An 18,407-nucleotide genomic window follows, 5' to 3' on the forward strand; every position below is an offset into this window, starting at 1 on the left:
TTTACTTACCTCCTTTAACTTGTTTTTTCGGTTTGACAAAGCGTTCGATAAGGTAATGAACACTGACAAAGAAGATAATAGACGCTGTTACAATGCTGACAAGTTCAGACGGTACCTGCGCCGCATTCATACCAGGGGCTCCAACTTGGAGAACACCAAATAGGAAGGCTGCAAAGAGAATACCGATTGGTGAGTTGGCCGCAAGCAGACTAACCGCCATACCGTTGAATCCGACAGCTAATGACGATCCCTGAACATAGACGTTCTGGAAGGTTCCAAGTCCTTCAACAGCTCCACCAAGACCTGCCAATGCACCTGAAATAATCATTGAGAGGATAATTGTTCGTTTGGAAGAAATACCAGCATATTCTGAAGCATGTGGATTAAGACCAACCGCACGGATTTCAAAACCAAGAGTTGTTTTCTTGAGCATAAACCAAATAACTGCAACCGCAATGATAGCAAAGAAAATACCAATATTCATCCGCGAATTCCCAGTCAACTCAGCCAACCAAGGGGTCTGATAGGTTGCATTAGCCCCAACACGAATCGTCGAATCTGTACTTTGCATGAAATCTTTAGGGAAGGCATGGATAAAAGCATTTCCTACATACAAGACAATGTAGTTCATCATGATAGTTACAATAACCTCTGACGTCCCTAGATAGGCTCTAAGAATACCCGGAATCGCACCGACAATTCCACCAGCAATCAAGGCAATCACGATAGTTGCTAGAATCATCAACGGACGGGGCATATCTGGATGCGCCAAGGCAAACCAACCGCTTAGAATCCAACCTGCCAAAGCCTGACCAGGAAGTCCGACGTTAAAGAAACCTGCACGACTGGCAACGGCAAAACCAAGACCAATCAAGACCAAAGGCCCCATAGCACGGAAGATTTCTCCAATCCCACGTAGACTACCAAAGGCTGTATAGAACAATTCTTCGTAGCCCCAAATAGCATCATAACCGAAGATCCACATGACAATGGCCCCGAGTAAAATTCCTAGGAAGACAGAAATCAAGGGAACCGAAATTTGTTGTAATTTTTTAGACATCACTCTTCTCCTTTCCCAAGTTTCCACCAGCCATCAAGACACCAAGTTCTTGTTTATTGGTTGTTTCTGGTGACACAATACCTTGAATCTTACCATCATGAATAACGGCAATACGGTCTGAGACGTTTAAAATCTCGTCCAATTCAAAGCTGACAACAAGTACAGCCTTCCCATTATCACGCTCTTCAATCAAGCGCTTGTGGATATATTCAATGGCACCGACATCCAACCCACGAGTTGGCTGGCTGACGATAAGGAGATCAGGATCACGATCAATTTCACGAGCAATAATTGCTTTTTGTTGATTTCCTCCTGAGAGTGCAGCTGCAGGAACAAATTCGCTGGCAGCACGAACATCAAACTCCTCCATTAGCTTTTTAGCATAAGAAGTAATATTTGAATAGTTCAAAATTCCATTTTTACTATGTGGTTCTTTATAGTAGGTTTGAAGGGCAATATTTTCAGAAATCATCATTTCCAAAATCAAACCATCACGGTGACGGTCTTCTGGAACGTGCCCAACACTTTGTTCTGTAATTTGTCGTGGATGCAAGCCTACAATTGAATTTCCTTTTAGCTCAATGCTTCCAGATTCAACCTTGCGAAGACCTGTAATGGCTTGAATCAGTTCAGACTGGCCATTTCCATCAATCCCTGCAATACCAACAATCTCTCCAGCACGAACATCCAAGGACAGATTTTTAACAGCTGGAACACCACGGTTTTCATTGACCACCAAATCTTTGATAGACAAGACCACTTCTTTTGGTTGAGAGGCTTGTTTCTCTGTTTTAAAGGAAACAGAACGTCCTACCATCATTTCTGCTAAATCAGCATTGGTAGCCCCTGCAATTTCGACTGTTTCAATTGATTTCCCACGACGAATAACTGTAACGCGGTCAGAAACTGCACGAATCTCATCCAACTTATGGGTGATCAAGATAATTGATTTTCCTTCTTTGACAAGATTTTTCATAATAGCCATCAACTCATCAATTTCTGATGGAGTCAAAACAGCCGTTGGTTCGTCAAAGATAAGGATATCAGCCCCCCGATAAAGGGTTTTTAAAATTTCTACACGTTGTTGGGCTCCAACTGAGATATCTGCTACCTTGGCAGAAGGATCAACAGCTAAGCCATAACGTTCAGAAAGAGCCTTGATTTCTTTGCTAGCTCCAGCAATATCTAGCACACCATTTTTAGTCAATTCACTACCTAAAATGATGTTTTCAGCCACTGTGAAGGCTTCTACCAACATAAAGTGCTGGTGAACCATTCCGATTCCCAAACTAGCTGCTTTAGATGGTGAGTCGAGGTTGACAACTTGACCGTTGACCACAATTTCACCACTGGTTGGTTCAAGAAGCCCTGCTAACATATTCATGAGCGTAGACTTACCAGCCCCATTTTCTCCTAAAAGTGCATGAATTTCACCTTTTCGTAGGTGCAGATTGATTTTGTCGTTGGCAACAAATTCACCAAACACCTTGGTAATATCACGCATCTCAATGACATTTTCGTGTGCCATGTGCTCTCCCTTTCAGAGTCTTATTTTATTTCAATAAAACTTGCTAGTTTCTCTAGTAGCAAGCTTTACTGAGACAAAATGACTTTGTCTCAACTCTTAAAAAAGCGGCCGAGGGCCGCTTCCTAAGAAATGACTTCCATCCATTATTTTTCAGGAACTTTTACGCTTCCATCAAGGATTTTAGCTTTAGCAGCTTCGACAGCTTTTTTACCTTCTTCTGAAAGGTTTGTTACTGCTAAGTCAACCCCTTTATCTTTCAATGAGTAAACGATCACTTGACCGCCAGGGAATTCACCTTTTTCTGCCTTGTTAGAGATATCTTTTACAGTTGTACCAACTTGTTTCAAAGTAGATGCAAGAACAAAGTTTGATTCTTTGCCATCTTTAGAAGTGTATTTACCTTCTGCTTCTTGGTCACGGTCTACACCGATAACCCAAACTTTTTCATTTTCAGGACGGCTCTCGTTGAGTGATTTTGCTTCTGCAAAGACACCCGCACCTGTACCACCAGCTACTTGGTAAACAATATCTGCACCAGCTGCGTATTGTGCGGCTGCAATTGTTTTACCTTTCGCAGCATCACCAAATGAACCAGCGTAGTCAACTTGTACTTTGATAGATGGGTCTACTGACGCAACACCAGCCTTGAATCCTGCTTCAAAACGAGAGATAACTTCTGACTCCATACCACCTACAAAACCAACTTGTTTTGTTTTAGTTGTTTTTGCTGCAGCTACACCTGCAAGGTAACCTGACTCATTATCAGCGAAAGTTACGCTAGCAACATTTTTTTGGTCTTTAATCACATCATCAATCAAGACATAGTTGATATCAGTGTGCTCTTTTGCTGCATCTTTAACTGCATTATTAAGGGCAAAACCAACACCGAAGATTAGGTTGTAACTTCCAGCCGCTTGTTGCAAGTTGTTAGCGTAGTCAGCTTCACTTGTTGATTGGAAGTAAGTAAAACCTTTATCTTTTGAAAGATTATGTTCTTTACCCCAGTCTTGCAAACCTTCCCAAGCTGATTGGTTGAATGATTTGTCATCAACACCACCAGTATCAGTGACGATTGCTGCCTTTGTCTTCACATCAGAAGATGAAGCTGCGTTACGAGAAGAGCGGTTACCACATGCAGCAAGTCCAACTGCTGCCACTGCAACTAGACCAAGGCCTAGCCATTGTTTCTTGTTCATTACTGAACCTCCTAAATAAGATGTGCAACGATGTTGCAAGTATGGATTGGTTGGTCACAAGGACCGTGCCACTCAGAGAGCGACTCAGACTAGTTTAAGTCTGTAAAAGAGTATGGAAGTAATTCCCCGACCGTCATCTCGACCGTCGATTTATCTTTTGCGACTAAGGTCACTTTTAGATCTTGTTGAAAAAATTCAGCCATCACTTGGCGACAAGCACCACATGGTGAAATTGGTTTTTCAGTCTGTCCATAGACAATCAATTCTGAAAACTCTCTTTGGCCTTCGGAAACTGCTTTAAAAATCGCTGTACGCTCTCCGCAGTTTGTCAAAGGATAGCTAGCATTTTCGATATTGACACCTGTATAAACACTACCATCTTTCGCCACTAAAACAGCTCCGATAGGAAAGTGAGAATAGGGGACATAGGCTTTCTTGCTGGTTTCAATTGCCAGTTCAATCAACTCAGTAGTCGCCATCTGCCAATTCTCCTTTTAAAATGGCTACCCCAGCTGACGTTCCGATACGGGTCGCACCTGCTTCCACAAATGCAAGAGCATCTGCATAAGAACGAGCTCCACCAGCAGCCTTGACACCCATTTCAGGTCCAACTGTTTCACGCATCAATTTGACATCTGCTATCGTAGCACCACCAGTTGAAAAGCCAGTTGAAGTTTTTACGAAATCAGCTCCAGCTTTTTGAGCTAATTGGCAAGCCACAACTTTTTCTTGGTCTATCAGAAGGCAAGCTTCAATAATGACTTTCACTAACTTGTCACCACTTGCTTCTACAACAGCACGGATGTCCGATTCAACCAAGGCTAAATTACCTGATTTGAGAGCCCCAACATTGATTACCATGTCAATCTCGTCAGCCCCATTTTGGATAGCTTCTTTTGTTTCAAATGCTTTCACAGCTGAAGTTGTTGCCCCCAAAGGGAAACCTACTACTGTGCAGACCTTGACATCTGTGCCTTTAAGCCCTTTTTTGGCATGTTCAACCCAGGTCGGATTAACGCAAACACTGGCAAAATCATACTCCCTAGCCTCAGACAACAAACAATCAATTTGATTTTCTGTTGCATCTTGTTTTAAAAGCGTATGATCGATATATTTATTTAATTTCATATTCGGATTCTCCTGCGGTTTATGAGATAATTTCTATAATTTCTCGTAAACTTTGCATCCTATCATTTATTTTAACATATTTTTGAAAATCTGTAACTAGCTGAGGAGAAATTTTTCCATTTGTGTATACTTTTGCAACAATTTCTCCCTTTTGAACGGAATCTCCAACTTTCTTTTCAAAAACAATTCCTGTTTCATAGTCCAAGGCATCAGACTTGACTGCACGGCCTGCCCCCAGTCTCATAGCATAAAGCCCAAATTCCATTGCTGGAAGAGCTGAAATGACACCCGTTTCCTGAGCAGGGATTTCCACCACATGGGCTACATTGACAGGCCGATAGAGATCTTCCAAGTCTCCACCTTGGGCTTGGACCATCTCCTCAAACTTAGCCAGCGCGTGACCATTTTCAAGATGTTGGCGAACTTCTTCAACTGTCTTGTTTACATTTGCCAGGCCAAGCATAATTTGAGCCAATTCGCATATAAAATGGGTAATATCCTGACGGCCTTGCCCTTGTAAAATCTCCAATGCTTCAAGGATTTCCAGACGATTTCCAATCGCTCGTCCCAAAGGCTGGCTCATATCCGTAATCACTGCTACCGTTTTTCGACCAACTGCTTTACCTAGTTCTACCATAGTTTGAGCCAATTCACGTGCCTCATCAACCGTCTTCATGAAGGCACCCTCTCCGACAGTTACGTCTAGCAAAATAGCATCCGCTCCTGCCGCAATTTTCTTGCTCATCACCGAACTCGCAATCAAAGGAATCGTGTCGACAGTTGCGGTCACATCACGAAGAGCATAGAGAAGTTTGTCAGCTTTGACAAGCTGGTCTGATTGCCCAATGACAGATACTCCAATATCCTGCACTTGATTAATGAAATCCTCTTGACTACGTTCTACTTGATATCCCTTAATGGACTCCAATTTATCAATTGTTCCACCAGTATGGCCGAGACCACGACCACTCATTTTTGCCACAGGCACACCAAAGCTAGCAACAAGAGGAGCCAAAATCAAGGTTACCTTATCACCAACACCCCCAGTAGAATGCTTGTCAACCTTAACCCCTTCAATAGCTGATAAATCAAACTCTTGACCTGTCTGAACCATTTTCATGGTCAAATCAGATATTTCTCGAGTCGTCATTCCTTTAAAATAAACAGCCATAGCAAAGGCAGACATCTGATAGTCAGGAACAGTTCCTGACACATAGCCTTCTACCAGCCATTCAATTTCACTAGAAGTCAGTTCTTGACCATCTCGTTTCTTTTGGATTAAATCAACTGCTCTCATTCTTTCACACTTCTAAGGATATAGTATCCCTTATCTTTTTTGACGATTTCACAATTGCCAAACACATCTTCCATCTTGGACTTAGCACTTGGAGCCCCTTGTTTTTTCTGGATAACTATGGTCAAATCTCCACCAGTTTCCAAGAAATCTTTACTTTTCTCAATGATTTCATGAACTACTTGCTTGCCCGCACGGATAGGGGGATTGGAAATGACATGGTCAAAATGTCCTTCAACTTGTTCATAGATGTTGGACTGAAAAACCGTCGCTTCTACTTTATTTCGTTCAGCATTTTGCCGCGCCAAATCCAAGGCACGATTATTAATATCGACCATGGTCGCCTGAACACCATAAGCCTTAGCTAAAGACAAGCCCAAAGGTCCGTAACCACAGCCTACATCCAGGACAGTTTCTCCTTGGTTGACCTCAAGACACTTGAGCAAGAGTTGACTTCCAAAGTCAATCATTTTCTTGCTAAAAACACCCGCATCCGTCAAAAAGGTCATTTTTTCTCCCAACAAGTCCACTCTCAACTCATGAATGTCGTGAGCAGCATCAGGATTTTCTGCATAATACATTTTACTCATGAAACTATTTTACCATAATTTGACTTAAATTGTAAATCGTTTACAAATTGATAATAAAACGAAAAAGACTGAAGAAAGCTAGTCACGAAGACATTTTCTTCAATCTCTTTCAACACTTATAAATAATAAACCATTTAGAACTATAAATATCACAGTCCAGATAAAAACAAAAAGTTTATCACCTATATTATTTCTATTGCTTAACCTTAAAATACTTTATTATCAACAAAATTCCCAACAAGATGTTTAGATAAAAGCCCAACTGATAAGTTTGTGTCAGGATTTCCAAACTGGTCCAAAGTCGTATCAAATCTTCCAGTGACATGCTGAAGAAATAACCCTCTGTAGCAATCCACAAAATCAAAAATAGATAACTACCAGCAGCAAGCCATTTCGTCCACCGTTTTTTTAGTAAGAAAGCAATCAAGAGCGAACAGATAAAGATAGCTGTTACAATAGCATGTTCCATCAAAAAAGTAAAACCGTAATAGATTTCCACAAAGCGTCTACCATTATCTGCATTCGCCCCTTTTATAAAAGGTAGTGCAAAACTTAAAATAAAACAAAGTTCCAATGTGTAACGTTTTAAGATTTTCATAGTACACCTCCTATAAGTGGTGAACTAAAAAGCCCCCTTTATTAGCTTACAAATCAGTAGAAACTATCTCCTACTTCATCAATAAATTGGTCAACCTCTATTATACGATATTGGCTTACTATCATCAAGAAACCGCTTTATTTTTTTAGCTTTTTATGGTATGATAAACAAAATATCTAGGGGAAAACAAATGACCAACGAATTTTTACATTTTGAAAAAATCAGCCGCCAGACTTGGCAATCTTTACATCGAAAGACAACACCTCCTTTGACAGAAGAGGAATTAGAGTCCATCAAGAGTTTTAATGACCAGATTAGTTTACAGGATGTTACCGATGTCTATCTTCCCCTAGCCCATCTCATCCATATTTACAAGCGTACCAAGGATGATTTGGCCTTTTCCAAAGGAATTTTCCTTCAACGTGAAAGCAAATCCCAGCCTTTTATCATTGGGCTTTCTGGAAGTGTTGCCGTTGGAAAATCCACAACCAGTCGCCTACTTCAAATCCTACTGTCCCGTACACTTACAGATGCTAGGGTTGAGTTGGTAACAACTGATGGCTTTCTCTATCCCAACCAGACCTTGATTGAACAAGGGATCTTAAATCGCAAGGGATTTCCTGAAAGCTATGATATGGAAGCTCTTCTCAACTTCCTGGATCACATCAAAAATGGACAAGATGTAGATATTCCTGTCTATTCTCATGAAGTCTACGACATCGTACCTGAGGAAAAGCAAAGCGTCAAAGCTGCTGATTTTGTGATTGTTGAGGGAATAAATGTCTTTCAAAATCCACAAAACGAGCGTCTCTACATTACTGACTTCTTTGACTTTTCCATCTATGTTGATGCTTCAGTCGATGACATCGAGAGTTGGTATCTGGACCGTTTCTTAAAAATGCTGAGCCTAGCCCAAAACGACCCTGATAGCTACTATTATCGTTTTACTCAAATGCCAATTGGGGAAGTGGAATCCTTTGCCCATCAAGTCTGGACCAGTATCAATCTCACAAATCTACAAAATTATATTGAACCAACCAGAAATCGTGCAGAAGTGATTCTGCATAAAACAAAGAACCATGAAATCGATGAAATTTACTTAAAAAAGTAATTTTCCCTTGTCAAAACGTAAGTTTTCAGATATAATGGTATAGTTAGTAAAAATGGAGGTAAGAACATTGGCAAACATTAAATCAGCTATCAAACGCGCTGAATTGAACGTTAAACAAAACGAAAAGAACTCAGCTCAAAAATCAGCTATGCGTACTGCTATCAAAGCTTTCGAAGCAAACCCATCTGAAGAACTTTTCCGTGCTGCTAGCTCAGCTATCGATAAAGCAGAAACTAAAGGTTTGATTCACAAAAACAAAGCAAGCCGCGATAAAGCTCGTCTTTCAGCTAAACTTGCTAAATAAGAAACAGTCCATAGAGGCTGTTTTTTTGTCTCCAAATAGGAAAGGGTAGAAAATGAAAATCGCAATTATCGGATATTCTGGTGCTGGTAAGTCAACGCTAGCTGAAAAGTTATCTCTCTACTACTCCATCCCAAAACTTCACATGGACACACTCCAATTTCAACCTGGTTGGCAAGACAGTGACCGCGAATGGATGTTGACCGAGATGAAAAGCTTTCTCACCAAGCATGAAGATTGGGTCATTGATGGGAATTATTCTTGGTGCTATTACGAGGAAAGAATGCAGGAAGCTGACCAAATCATCTTTTTAAACTTCTCTGCTTGGAATTGTTTGCTAAGAGCCTTTAAGCGCTATTTAAAATACAGAGGAAAAGTGAGAGAAAGTATGGCTAAGGGATGCCCCGAGCAATTCAACTGGGAATTTATTCGTTGGATTCTCTGGGATGGTCGAACAAAAAATGCTAAGGATAGATACCAATACTTAAACAATACTTACCCAGAAAAGATGCATATTCTCCATTCTCAAGCAGAGATTGATTGTTTTTTGCAATCTTTAAAAAAGTAAACAATATAGTAGCATTTCATTAAAATCAGCATGTACTGATTGACTAAAAAAGGAAGTTTTTCATCCAGAAAGTCTTCCTTTTTTCCTTTTATTCAACAATTAAAAATAACTCGAGCAATTTATAAATCAACAATAAAATTCCCCTAGAAATGAAGAGAATCTTGTTCATAGTTTCTGAGTTCGTGATACAAAAAAACTAAAGGAAGTATAGTCCTACTTCTTTCAGTTTTTTATTGTCTCAATTTAGAAAAAACTTCTCCAATCTTACCTTCGATAACTAAATCAGCTTGGCTGTCTTGAGGAGTGCTGGACTTGTTGATAACGACAAGATTTGACCCTGAAAAATAATTGATTAGGCTAGCTGCAGGGTAAACAACTAAGGAAGTTCCACCAATGATCAACAAATCTGCTTGATGAATGACTTGGGCTGCGCGACTAAATACATCCATATCTAGCTCTTCCTCATAAAGTGTTACGTCAGGTTTGACCACCTTACCACAATCTAAGCAGTGGGGAACTGGACCTTCAAGTGCCAAAAAGGCAGTCAAATCATAAAAGCGATGACAGCCCAAACAATAATTACGATCTGCACTACCATGCAGTTTCAAAACTTTCTGAGATCCTGCCATTTCATGGAGGCTATCGATATTTTGCGTCACAATCGCCTTTAATTTACCTGTTTTTTCCAAAGACGCTAGATAATCATGTGCTAAATTCGGCTTAGCATCAGGATAGACCAGATACTTTTTGTAGAAATCAAAAAAATCCTCTGGATAGCGCTCAAACATAGTGCGTGAAACCAGTTGCTCGGCAGTAAAATGGCGACCTAGTTTCAGACTATATATACCATCTGAACTACGAAAATCTGGAATATTAGACTCTGTAGAAACCCCTGCACCACCGAAAAAGACAATTCTCTGACTTTGATCAATAATACCTTGTAATTGTTCAATCTTATCCATTTTGTACTCCTAGGAATTTTCAAGTTAAAAAGTTGAAAGCCTTGACTTCTTGTCAACTTGGCTTCCAACTTTATTTGATTATTATGAGGTCTTAAACTAACTCCTGTTAGCCCTTTGATACAATTAGGCTTCCTTCAATTTCCTTATTCTTACCTATTTCAGGATTGATTCATTGTTAATAGTTATCATTTTGAGAACAAGAGAAATCATTCTGAATATAGCCTACCTTTAGTCTGCAATCAATGTTTCCAAACCAACCTTCATCATATCAGTGAAGGTGTTTTGACGTTCTTCTGCAGTTGTATCTTCATCTGGATTAACCAAACTATCTGAAATAGTCATAATAGCTAAAGCATCAACATGGTGTTGAGCAGCAAGATAGTAAAGAGCCGCTGCTTCCATTTCCACAGCCTTGACTCCCCACTTACCAAGCTCAATGTTCTTTTCAAAGTAGTTTGAGTAAAAGACATCAGATGATAAAACGTTCCCAACGTGGGTTGTCATACCGAGTTCTTTAGCGATATGGTAGGCCTTATCAAGCAAATCAAAGCTAGCGATTTGTGGAAAATCGTACTGTGGCCAATCGTTGCGGATGATGTTTGAGTTAGTTGCAGCTGCCTGCGCCAAAACCAATTCACGAACATGGACATCTTCATTCAAAGAACCCGCAGTTCCCACACGGATTAATTTTTTCACACCGTAGTCAACAATCAACTCACGCGCATAAATCGAAATAGATGGCATTCCCATCCCAGTTCCCATGACAGATACACGGTGACCTTTGTAAGTACCTGTGTAACCAAACATGTTACGCACTTCGTTAAAGCAAACAGCATCTTCAAGGAAATTCTCCGCAATAAACTTAGCACGAAGAGGATCCCCAGGAAGAAGAATTTTATCAGCAATTTCACCCTGCTGAGCAGCAATATGGATAGACATAATTTATGATACAAAGAGCGACAAGAAAACGACTGAAAATTAGGAATCTGACGAGAAATCCTGATTTCTCAGTCAGATTATCTATTTTCCAAGTTTTCCGCTCGTGTTCAAATCAAAACACACGCTCTACCTTTCTTTTTTGTATATTTAGGATAGCAACAGAGAACAAAGTAAAAATAGGAAATCCGACAAAGATGTAAGGCATCTAGGAGGATTTATCTTTTTTACAAAGCCTCTAGCCCGGGTTCAATTCAAACCCGAACTACCCTTCCTTTCTTTTATTGTTATGAAAAGTTTTCCGCTCGTGTTCAAATCTGAACACGCGCTCTACCTTTCTGTTTAATTTTTGTTCTCTCTCAGAGAACTAGCTGAGTTCTGTTCAAGATCAGCTAGTGCTTTCTTATAAACTAGACAAACTAACTGTCATTGTACCATCAGATTACAAGACATCATCATCACTCACCTTAGAATTCAATGTTGTTCCCCAGTGAGTAATTTTTCGATGTGGTTGGGCAAGAATAGGTCTGTTGTCATAGATTGTTTGCCATCTATTCCAGATAAGACCTGTTCTCTTTTCGATCTTAATTCGAAGATTACGCATATTAGACTTAATTGGGAGATTGAGGACAAAGCCTGCGGTCTGATTACGCCCATTCCCTTCCCAAGAACGACTTCGGACAACTGATTGGCCATTTTTATCCACTGTAACTTCTTCCCACGATATTGAATAACGTGCAATATAAGCACCACTATGTTGAATAGTTAGGGTTTTATCTTTTACAGGAGTGTAGTTTAACAGTTGTACAGGCTTAGAAGCTTGAGTAGTTACATTATTTTTAGCTACAAATCGAAAAACTTCTACTTCTGCAAGGCTGAGAGCTTGATTTTTTTGACGCAATTGAATGCGAACACGGCGACCTAGTTTACCATTCAACTGGAGATCTAAACTGCTTCCTTCTAAACGAGAAACATATTGTCTAGCAACTTCTGTCCCTTTTTCATCATATAAAATCACATCAAAGTCTGACAGACGTTTAGAAAGTTCTCCATCCCCACGGTTATGAAGGCGAACAAGTCCTACCTGTTCTGTACGACCTAAATCAACTTCCCACCAAGGCTGATTTTCAAATTTTGTATGGGTAATTGATTGCTGGCTATAACTACTATTGGTATTGCCATCCAAGGCACGACTAGCATCTCCACCAAAATCAGTAGAACTTTGCTTAGCTTGTTTTTTCCAAGCGATATTCTCAGCACGATATACTTGGACTTCTGCAAGACTGAGAGCGTTATATCCATCTAACTCGATGCGTACAAAACGAGCTTTCTTATAATCAATCGAAATCTGAGCGGAACTATCTCGCAAGTATGCAATGCGCTTTCTTTCAATTTCTTTCCCAGAACTATCCAAAAGAATCACATTAAAATTGGTAAGCCTATCCTGAGCAGTATCTGTTCGATTATAAATATTGATTTGACGAATCGTTTCTTCCTTGTCTAAATCAACTTGCCACCAAGGTTTTGATTGAAAATCTGTATGAGTGACAGAATTATGTCCGTAATTTCCATCTAATTTCCCATCAACTGCTCTTCTAGCATCTCCTCCAAAAGCTGTCGAACTTTGAGTTACTCGTTTCCCTAGAGCTATATTTTCAAGAGGTTCAGCGCTTGGTTGACTAGATGACAGAGGGACTTGTTGTTTCTTAAAGAAATAAACTTTGTCCAATTTTTGATCACGATATCCCTGTTTATCAAGCGTATCACGTTTTCCAATATTAAAATTCGGGATAGCATTCATTCTACTTTCAAAATAACCACGCGAACGGTGTTTGAAACTAGAGTTACCTGTAAAAGTTACAATATCATTATCATTACGAATCAATGATGTCACAACATTATCATTATCGACCACATAATGTTTTATTTTACCAGATAGAGCTAACTTACGACTTTCTAACCCTACATCCCAGAAACCATTTTTTGCATTCCAAATAGTTCGAGAAGTAATTACTTTAGGAGCGCTAAATGTCGTAACTTTTTTCAAAACATTACTATAAAAAGTAGGATATTTCTGATAAGCTTCAACTGCTGCTATTTGAGCTAAGTAGCCTCCTAGCGAATGACCCGTCATATACAGATTGGTAATGCTAGAATCCTGCGCCAGTTCTTTTACAACATTACGGATATCATCCGCTTGTGCAGGTTTATTTCCTCCAAACAAAACAAAATCTGTACTTAAATCTTTCGCATCATTCAGTCTTGTTCCACGTATAGCCAACATATGCACCGTTCCATCTTTGAGATAAGGGAGATCGCTCTTGGTCTCAAATAAGAAAGCATCCAAGCCACTTGCTGTATGATAAGCCTTTTTCATCTTCCAAAATGGTGCCAGTTCATTGTGCATCATTTTATATTCTTGACGATCAAGATAAAGACTTGGAAAAGGATTTTTATGATCTAGAATTTTGTCAATGTAAGCATCATCACGATAAGCCAACTCCATAAAAAGGAGGGAATCACGATCTGTGACATACCATTGTTTCTTATTATCATCTTCCCCGTCCTCTAGTCCATCTCCATCACTATCTGCTAGTAAAGGATGGCTATGGTATCCTAAGTAGTCTTTCCCATCTTTATTGTAAACATACAATTCATCCTTATTTTTTATTCCATCATGATCATCATCTCCATCAGGATCTAAAAATTTTCCACCGTATAAAGAATTATCGACAAGATCCTTCTCTACATGGAGCTCTCCTTTAGAAATTTTGACAAAGTCTGCCTCTGTTACTGGTCGAGAATTTTTTGGCTCATCCTTTAGAATTTCCTCTTTCTTCAATTCCTCATGAGGTACAGCAGATTCTTTTTGATATAATTCTTCTCCTGCTTTTTCTTTCTGAGTTTTAACAACTTCTTTTGTCTCTAGAGTTGATTGAGCAACTGTAGTTTTCTCCTCTGTAATAGATATTTCCTGTTTTTTATCGGTACTGTCTAGTTTTGCCGGACTATCCGTTGCATTTACTACTAGAGGAGTTTCGTTTTTCACAACTGGACTGCCTTCATTGGCAGAAATTCCTGTCGGTGCTAAAAAAGCAAAACCAACTGCAACAGACACAACTCCGATACTTAGTTTTTTTATACCAAAACGCATAATTCGTTGATTAATTTTCATTTATTCATATATCTTTCTTTTATTTTTTTCACCCTCTTTACCAACAATACTCTCCAATCAGCTAATCTCCTTTAGCATCACAGTTTCATTTTTATACTTGGTTAACAAGGATTTGATGAGGTTTGTAAAAGTATGGGGACCTCATTCAATTTTCATATCATAATTCTATATGGAAGTTAATTATTTCATTCATCTTCCAACTCACCGAAATGCTTTCCTACTTATTTTTTTCTCATAGTTCAGCAAGAATTGCTTTAAGTAAGCCTTTGAAATCACCTTTAACACGTTCAGTCACTTCTACAACTTCTTCGTGATTAAGTTCTTCTTGGAAACCAGCCGCAAAGTTAGTGATACATGAAATACCAAGAACTTTCAAACCTGAGTGGGCTGCCACAATAACTTCAGGAACCGTAGACATACCGACTGCATCTGCTCCAAGTGTCTTATAGGCACGAATTTCTGCTGGTGTTTCATAAGTTGGACCAGTTACACCGATATAGACCCCTTCATCAAGCTTGATACCAAGTTTTTTAGCCACTTCATGGGCAGTAGCACGGTATTTTGGTGTGTAGGCTTTAGACATATCAGGGAAACGTGGACCAAAATCATCCAAGTTTTCACCCATCAATGGGTTCTGCCCCGTCATATTGATATGGTCTGAGATAGCCATCAAGGTACCAGGGCCAAATCCAATACCACCAGCAGCATTGGTTACAATGACACCTTCACATCCAAGAACTTTCATGACACGTACTGGGAAAGTCACGACTTCCAGAGGATTTCCTTCGTAGAAATGGAAACGACCTTGAAGAGCCAAGACTTTTCGACCTGCAAGGTCACCATATACCAATTTACCAGCGTGACCGACTACTGTCGAACGGCCCCAGTTGGGAATATCTGCATAGTCTACTACAACTGGATTTTCGATTTCTTCTGCAAGTTCTCCCAGACCTGATCCAAGGATTAGACCGAACTCAGGTGCTTGGATTCCCTTGTCTTTCAGGAAGGCAGCTGTTTCATTGATTTTATCTAAAAATGTCATTGTGTGTCTCCTTTATTATTTTTTAGCATTTGACCGATTTTGTCAAAAGTTTTAGCATTACGAATGGTGATTTGGCGGTAGAAAGGCATCTTGAGTAAGTATTTGTGATAGGCTGTTTCGTAGTATGATTCTTCGCAGTATTTTCCCCAGAAAATACCAAGTCTTCCAAAATGAACGACTTCATCTTCCAGTTCCAAACTGTTCACTTTCTCGATCACTTGATCCACATCTAAGCTCTCCGTGTAGAAGAGCACATCTTTTCGTGCCAGACCTTTAGTCCACCAATCTGGCAGATTCTCCAGCTCTTCTTCATAGTCTTCCTGACTCAGCAAAGAAAAGCTTTGAATAAATGGATAATTGACTGCAAAGAAAGTCTCTAATTCTTCAACCAATCGGGCTTTGGGGTCTGTCGAAGTAAAGAAAATATTGCCACTGTTGATGTAGGTTTCAACCTTTTCCAGTCCCAACTCTGTCAGTTCTTGACGAAGTTGCGCCATGACGACCTTATTCTTCCCACCAACATTAATGCCCCGAACAAGTAAAGCATATCGCGTCATCTTATACCAATTTATCTAAGAAACTTTCCCCAATCATGGCAGTTTCAACACCAAAGTTATCTGCAATAGTCGCTGAGATATCTGCAAAATGTCCGACTGGTAGCAAACCGTTCCCTTTAAAGGCAGGGCTGTAGGCCAACAATGGAATATATTCACGAGTGTGGTCTGTTCCTGCATAAGTTGGGTCGTTCCCGTGGTCCGCAGTAATCAAGAGAAGGTCATTCTCTCTCATAGCTGCGATAATTTCAGGTAAGCGTTCATCAAACTCATGCAAACAATCACGGTAACCATGAGAATTACGACGGTGGCCGTAAAGGGCATCGAAGTCCACCAAGTTTGTGAATGAGAATCCTCTTTCAAACTCAGCAAGGCCCATGGTCTTCAATAGTGTATCAATTCCATGGATGTTTGACTTGTTGTGGCCCATATCATGGTTAATACCCGCACCGTTAAAGATATCGTTGATCTTTCCAACAGCATAAGTATCGATACCAGCTTCATTCAATTTATCCAAAACAGTCGGTGCAAATGGAGATACCGCCAAGTCACGACGGTTTGCAGTACGAGTGAAATTACCTGGTTCACCTACATAAGGGCGAGCAATGATACGACCTAGAAGGGCTGGGCGCTCAAGGGTAATCGAACGAGCGTATTCACAGATACGGTACAATTCGTCCAAAGGAATAATATCTTCGTGGGCAGCAATTTGCAAAACAGGGTCAGCTGAAGTATAGATAATCAACTCTCCAGTTTCCATTTGACGTGGTCCAAAATCATCGATAACAGCTGTACCTGAGTAAGGTTTGTTGGCTTCACGAATGACCTTACGTCCTGAAAATTCTTCGATTTTTGTCAGGATTTCTTCTGGGAATCCGTTCCAGAAAGTATCGAAGGGCTCAGTAATGTTGAGTCCCATGATTTCCCAGTGTCCAGTCATAGTATCCTTACCAAGAGATACTTCTTCCAATTTTGTTGCATATCCTGTTGGATTGCTTTCCGCCGGTACAGTCTTCAAAGGCGTTTCGCGAGGAATATTTCCAAGACCGATTTTAGCCATGTTTGGGACATTCAAACCAACTGTTTTTGAAATGTGTCCCAGTGTATCAGAAGCTCCATCTGGAACCCCTGCATTAACAAAATTGTTAGCATCTGGTGCAGCTCCGATTCCTACAGAATCCAATACCACCAAGTGAATACGATTAAATTTTGACATAGTGTATCTCCTCCTATTTTCCTTTGTTTGAAGTTAAAATCTGAACTCCATCTCGTCCAGCAACGATGACCTTATCCACCATTTGGTTGAATAATCCATGCTCCACGACACCAACGACATGGTCCAATTCTTGCCCAAAGGCAATTGGATCTTCAATGACATCCAAGGCAAGGTCAATGATAAAGTTCTGCATATCAGTCACAAAACGTTGGCCGTCTTTTTCACGGAAACTTGGTTTGTAGCCAGCTCGCTCAAAACGACGAAAAACCTGTTCTGCGCCATACTGAACCACTTCTACTGGCAATTTAAAAGCACCTAGTTTCTCGACCAGCTTGCTTTCATCCACCACCCAAATGTATTCTTTTGAGGGCGTTGCGACAACCTTCTCCATGAGAAGGGCACCACCGCCGCCTTTGATTCCGTTAAACTGGCTATCCACTTCATCCGCCCCGTCGACTGTCACATCGACAAAGTCTACTTGGTCAATAGACTTGAGCGGGATATTAAGACCTTCAGCCTGTTTACTGGTCACACTAGAAGTCGTTACAGCTGTAATCTGCAACCCTTCTTCCTTGATACGACGACCGATTTCTTCGACAAAATAATAGGCAGTCGAACCTGTCCCAAGTCCGACGACCATTCCATCTCTCACGAACTCAGCAGCCTTGATACCTGCCATTTTCTTCAGATTTTCCACTCAAACACCTCCATTAAAGAGCTACTTCTATTATACCATGTAACGGCTTTTATTTCATCTGGAAATTGAAAACGATATCCATTCTCAAAGAAATTTTGCTAGGGTTGATTTTTTATCATAAAGATGCTTAAATAGTTAAGTATAGAAAAGGAGAAATAAGATGAACCCATTAGATTTATTTAATCAAGTAAAAGAACTAATCGAAACAAAAGATTTCGAAGCTGCAAAAACATTTGTTGCAGAAAATCAAGAACAACTTGGAGAATACCTCTCCCAAGCTCAGCAATTGATTTCTGGTTCAGAAGGTCTAGATAGTCTCGTTGAAAAGATTAAAGGATTTTTCTAAAAATATAAGAGGTTGACAAAACTCAACTGCAAGAGAAAATAAATTAAATTTTCCCACAATAAAACGCATAGAATCAAGGTTTTTGTGTACTGACCCCAAAAAGTT

The 18,407-nt window shown here is 40.0% G+C and carries 19 protein-coding genes; 4 read left to right on the forward strand and 15 right to left on the reverse strand.

Annotated elements, in window-relative coordinates:
- Position 1 precedes the first annotated feature (1 nt).
- The 8 genes from HT731_RS07595 to HT731_RS07630 form a co-directional block, all read right to left on the reverse strand.
- Entirely contained in the window at positions 2-1,060 is a 1,059-nt protein-coding gene (locus HT731_RS07595; protein ID WP_173278365.1) for an ABC transporter permease, read from the reverse strand.
- Positions 1,053-2,588 carry an ABC transporter ATP-binding protein gene (locus HT731_RS07600; protein ID WP_173278367.1) on the reverse strand — a complete coding sequence of 512 codons (1,536 nt, stop codon included), beginning with the start codon at positions 2,586-2,588 and terminating at the stop codon, positions 1,053-1,055. The genes HT731_RS07595 and HT731_RS07600 overlap by 8 nt, the downstream gene beginning before the upstream one ends.
- A 143-nt stretch (positions 2,589-2,731) precedes the next feature.
- Positions 2,732-3,784: a BMP family protein gene (locus HT731_RS07605; protein ID WP_061759018.1), complete on the reverse strand. Its 1,053-nt coding sequence runs from the start codon at positions 3,782-3,784 to the stop codon at positions 2,732-2,734.
- A gap of 89 nt (positions 3,785-3,873) precedes the next feature.
- Positions 3,874-4,263, reverse strand: coding sequence for a cytidine deaminase (locus HT731_RS07610; RefSeq protein WP_173278369.1), 390 nt, complete (start codon positions 4,261-4,263; stop codon positions 3,874-3,876).
- Complete coding sequence (gene deoC / locus HT731_RS07615; protein ID WP_061759016.1) at positions 4,250-4,912, reverse strand: deoxyribose-phosphate aldolase; 663 nt, start codon at positions 4,910-4,912, stop codon at positions 4,250-4,252. The genes HT731_RS07610 and deoC overlap by 14 nt, the downstream gene beginning before the upstream one ends.
- Before the next feature lie 19 nt (positions 4,913-4,931).
- Positions 4,932-6,209, reverse strand: coding sequence for a pyrimidine-nucleoside phosphorylase (locus tag HT731_RS07620; protein WP_061759015.1), 1,278 nt, complete (start codon positions 6,207-6,209; stop codon positions 4,932-4,934).
- The gene (locus tag HT731_RS07625) at positions 6,206-6,796 is read right to left on the reverse strand and encodes a class I SAM-dependent methyltransferase (protein ID WP_079114816.1); all 591 of its coding nucleotides are present in this window, start codon (positions 6,794-6,796) and stop codon (positions 6,206-6,208) included. Before HT731_RS07625 ends, HT731_RS07620 begins: the two co-directional genes overlap by 4 nt.
- A 193-nt stretch (positions 6,797-6,989) precedes the next feature.
- Positions 6,990-7,394 carry a hypothetical protein gene (locus HT731_RS07630; RefSeq protein WP_000698106.1) on the reverse strand — a complete coding sequence of 135 codons (405 nt, stop codon included), beginning with the start codon at positions 7,392-7,394 and terminating at the stop codon, positions 6,990-6,992.
- A gap of 190 nt (positions 7,395-7,584) precedes the next feature.
- Between HT731_RS07630 and coaA the strand changes: the two genes are divergently transcribed.
- From coaA to HT731_RS07645, 3 genes are all read left to right on the forward strand, one after another.
- A complete protein-coding gene (gene coaA, locus HT731_RS07635) occupies positions 7,585-8,505 on the forward strand; it encodes a type I pantothenate kinase (protein ID WP_173278371.1) in 921 nt (306 codons plus the stop codon).
- A gap of 67 nt (positions 8,506-8,572) precedes the next feature.
- Positions 8,573-8,809, forward strand: coding sequence for a 30S ribosomal protein S20 (gene rpsT / locus HT731_RS07640; protein WP_001274000.1), 237 nt, complete (start codon positions 8,573-8,575; stop codon positions 8,807-8,809).
- Positions 8,810-8,861: 52 nt separating this feature from the next.
- Entirely contained in the window at positions 8,862-9,374 is a 513-nt protein-coding gene (locus tag HT731_RS07645; protein WP_061759012.1) for a DNA topology modulation protein, read from the forward strand.
- 230 nt (positions 9,375-9,604) lie between these two features.
- Here HT731_RS07645 and HT731_RS07650 read toward each other — a convergent pair whose 3' ends face one another.
- The 7 genes from HT731_RS07650 to rpiA form a co-directional block, all read right to left on the reverse strand.
- Positions 9,605-10,336 (reverse strand): NAD-dependent protein deacylase, encoded by a 732-nt coding sequence (locus HT731_RS07650; RefSeq protein ID WP_061759011.1) that lies wholly within the window; start codon positions 10,334-10,336, stop codon positions 9,605-9,607.
- Positions 10,337-10,564: 228 nt separating this feature from the next.
- Complete coding sequence (gene deoD / locus HT731_RS07655; protein ID WP_012972499.1) at positions 10,565-11,275, reverse strand: purine-nucleoside phosphorylase; 711 nt, start codon at positions 11,273-11,275, stop codon at positions 10,565-10,567.
- Positions 11,276-11,714: 439 nt separating this feature from the next.
- Complete coding sequence (locus HT731_RS09525; RefSeq protein ID WP_173278373.1) at positions 11,715-14,447, reverse strand: thiol-activated cytolysin C-terminal domain-containing protein; 2,733 nt, start codon at positions 14,445-14,447, stop codon at positions 11,715-11,717.
- Between the two features lie 232 nt (positions 14,448-14,679).
- Entirely contained in the window at positions 14,680-15,489 is an 810-nt protein-coding gene (locus tag HT731_RS07665; protein ID WP_061759010.1) for a purine-nucleoside phosphorylase, read from the reverse strand.
- On the reverse strand, positions 15,486-16,046 hold the full coding sequence (locus tag HT731_RS07670; protein WP_061759009.1) for a DUF1697 domain-containing protein: 561 nt from the start codon (positions 16,044-16,046) through the stop codon (positions 15,486-15,488). Before HT731_RS07670 ends, HT731_RS07665 begins: the two co-directional genes overlap by 4 nt.
- Before the next feature lies 1 nt (position 16,047).
- A complete protein-coding gene (locus HT731_RS07675; protein ID WP_061759008.1) occupies positions 16,048-17,259 on the reverse strand; it encodes a phosphopentomutase in 1,212 nt (403 codons plus the stop codon).
- A gap of 13 nt (positions 17,260-17,272) precedes the next feature.
- A complete protein-coding gene (rpiA, locus tag HT731_RS07680) occupies positions 17,273-17,956 on the reverse strand; it encodes a ribose-5-phosphate isomerase RpiA (RefSeq protein ID WP_033680098.1) in 684 nt (227 codons plus the stop codon).
- A 160-nt stretch (positions 17,957-18,116) separates the two neighbouring features.
- Here rpiA and HT731_RS07685 point away from each other — a divergent pair, with 160 nt between their 5' ends.
- Entirely contained in the window at positions 18,117-18,302 is a 186-nt protein-coding gene (locus HT731_RS07685; RefSeq protein ID WP_033680097.1) for a hypothetical protein, read from the forward strand.
- Positions 18,303-18,407: the final 105 nt, after the last annotated feature.

The sequence above is a fragment of the Streptococcus sp. k-163 genome (assembly GCF_013277555.1).
In the GTDB taxonomy this organism is placed as follows: domain Bacteria; phylum Bacillota; class Bacilli; order Lactobacillales; family Streptococcaceae; genus Streptococcus.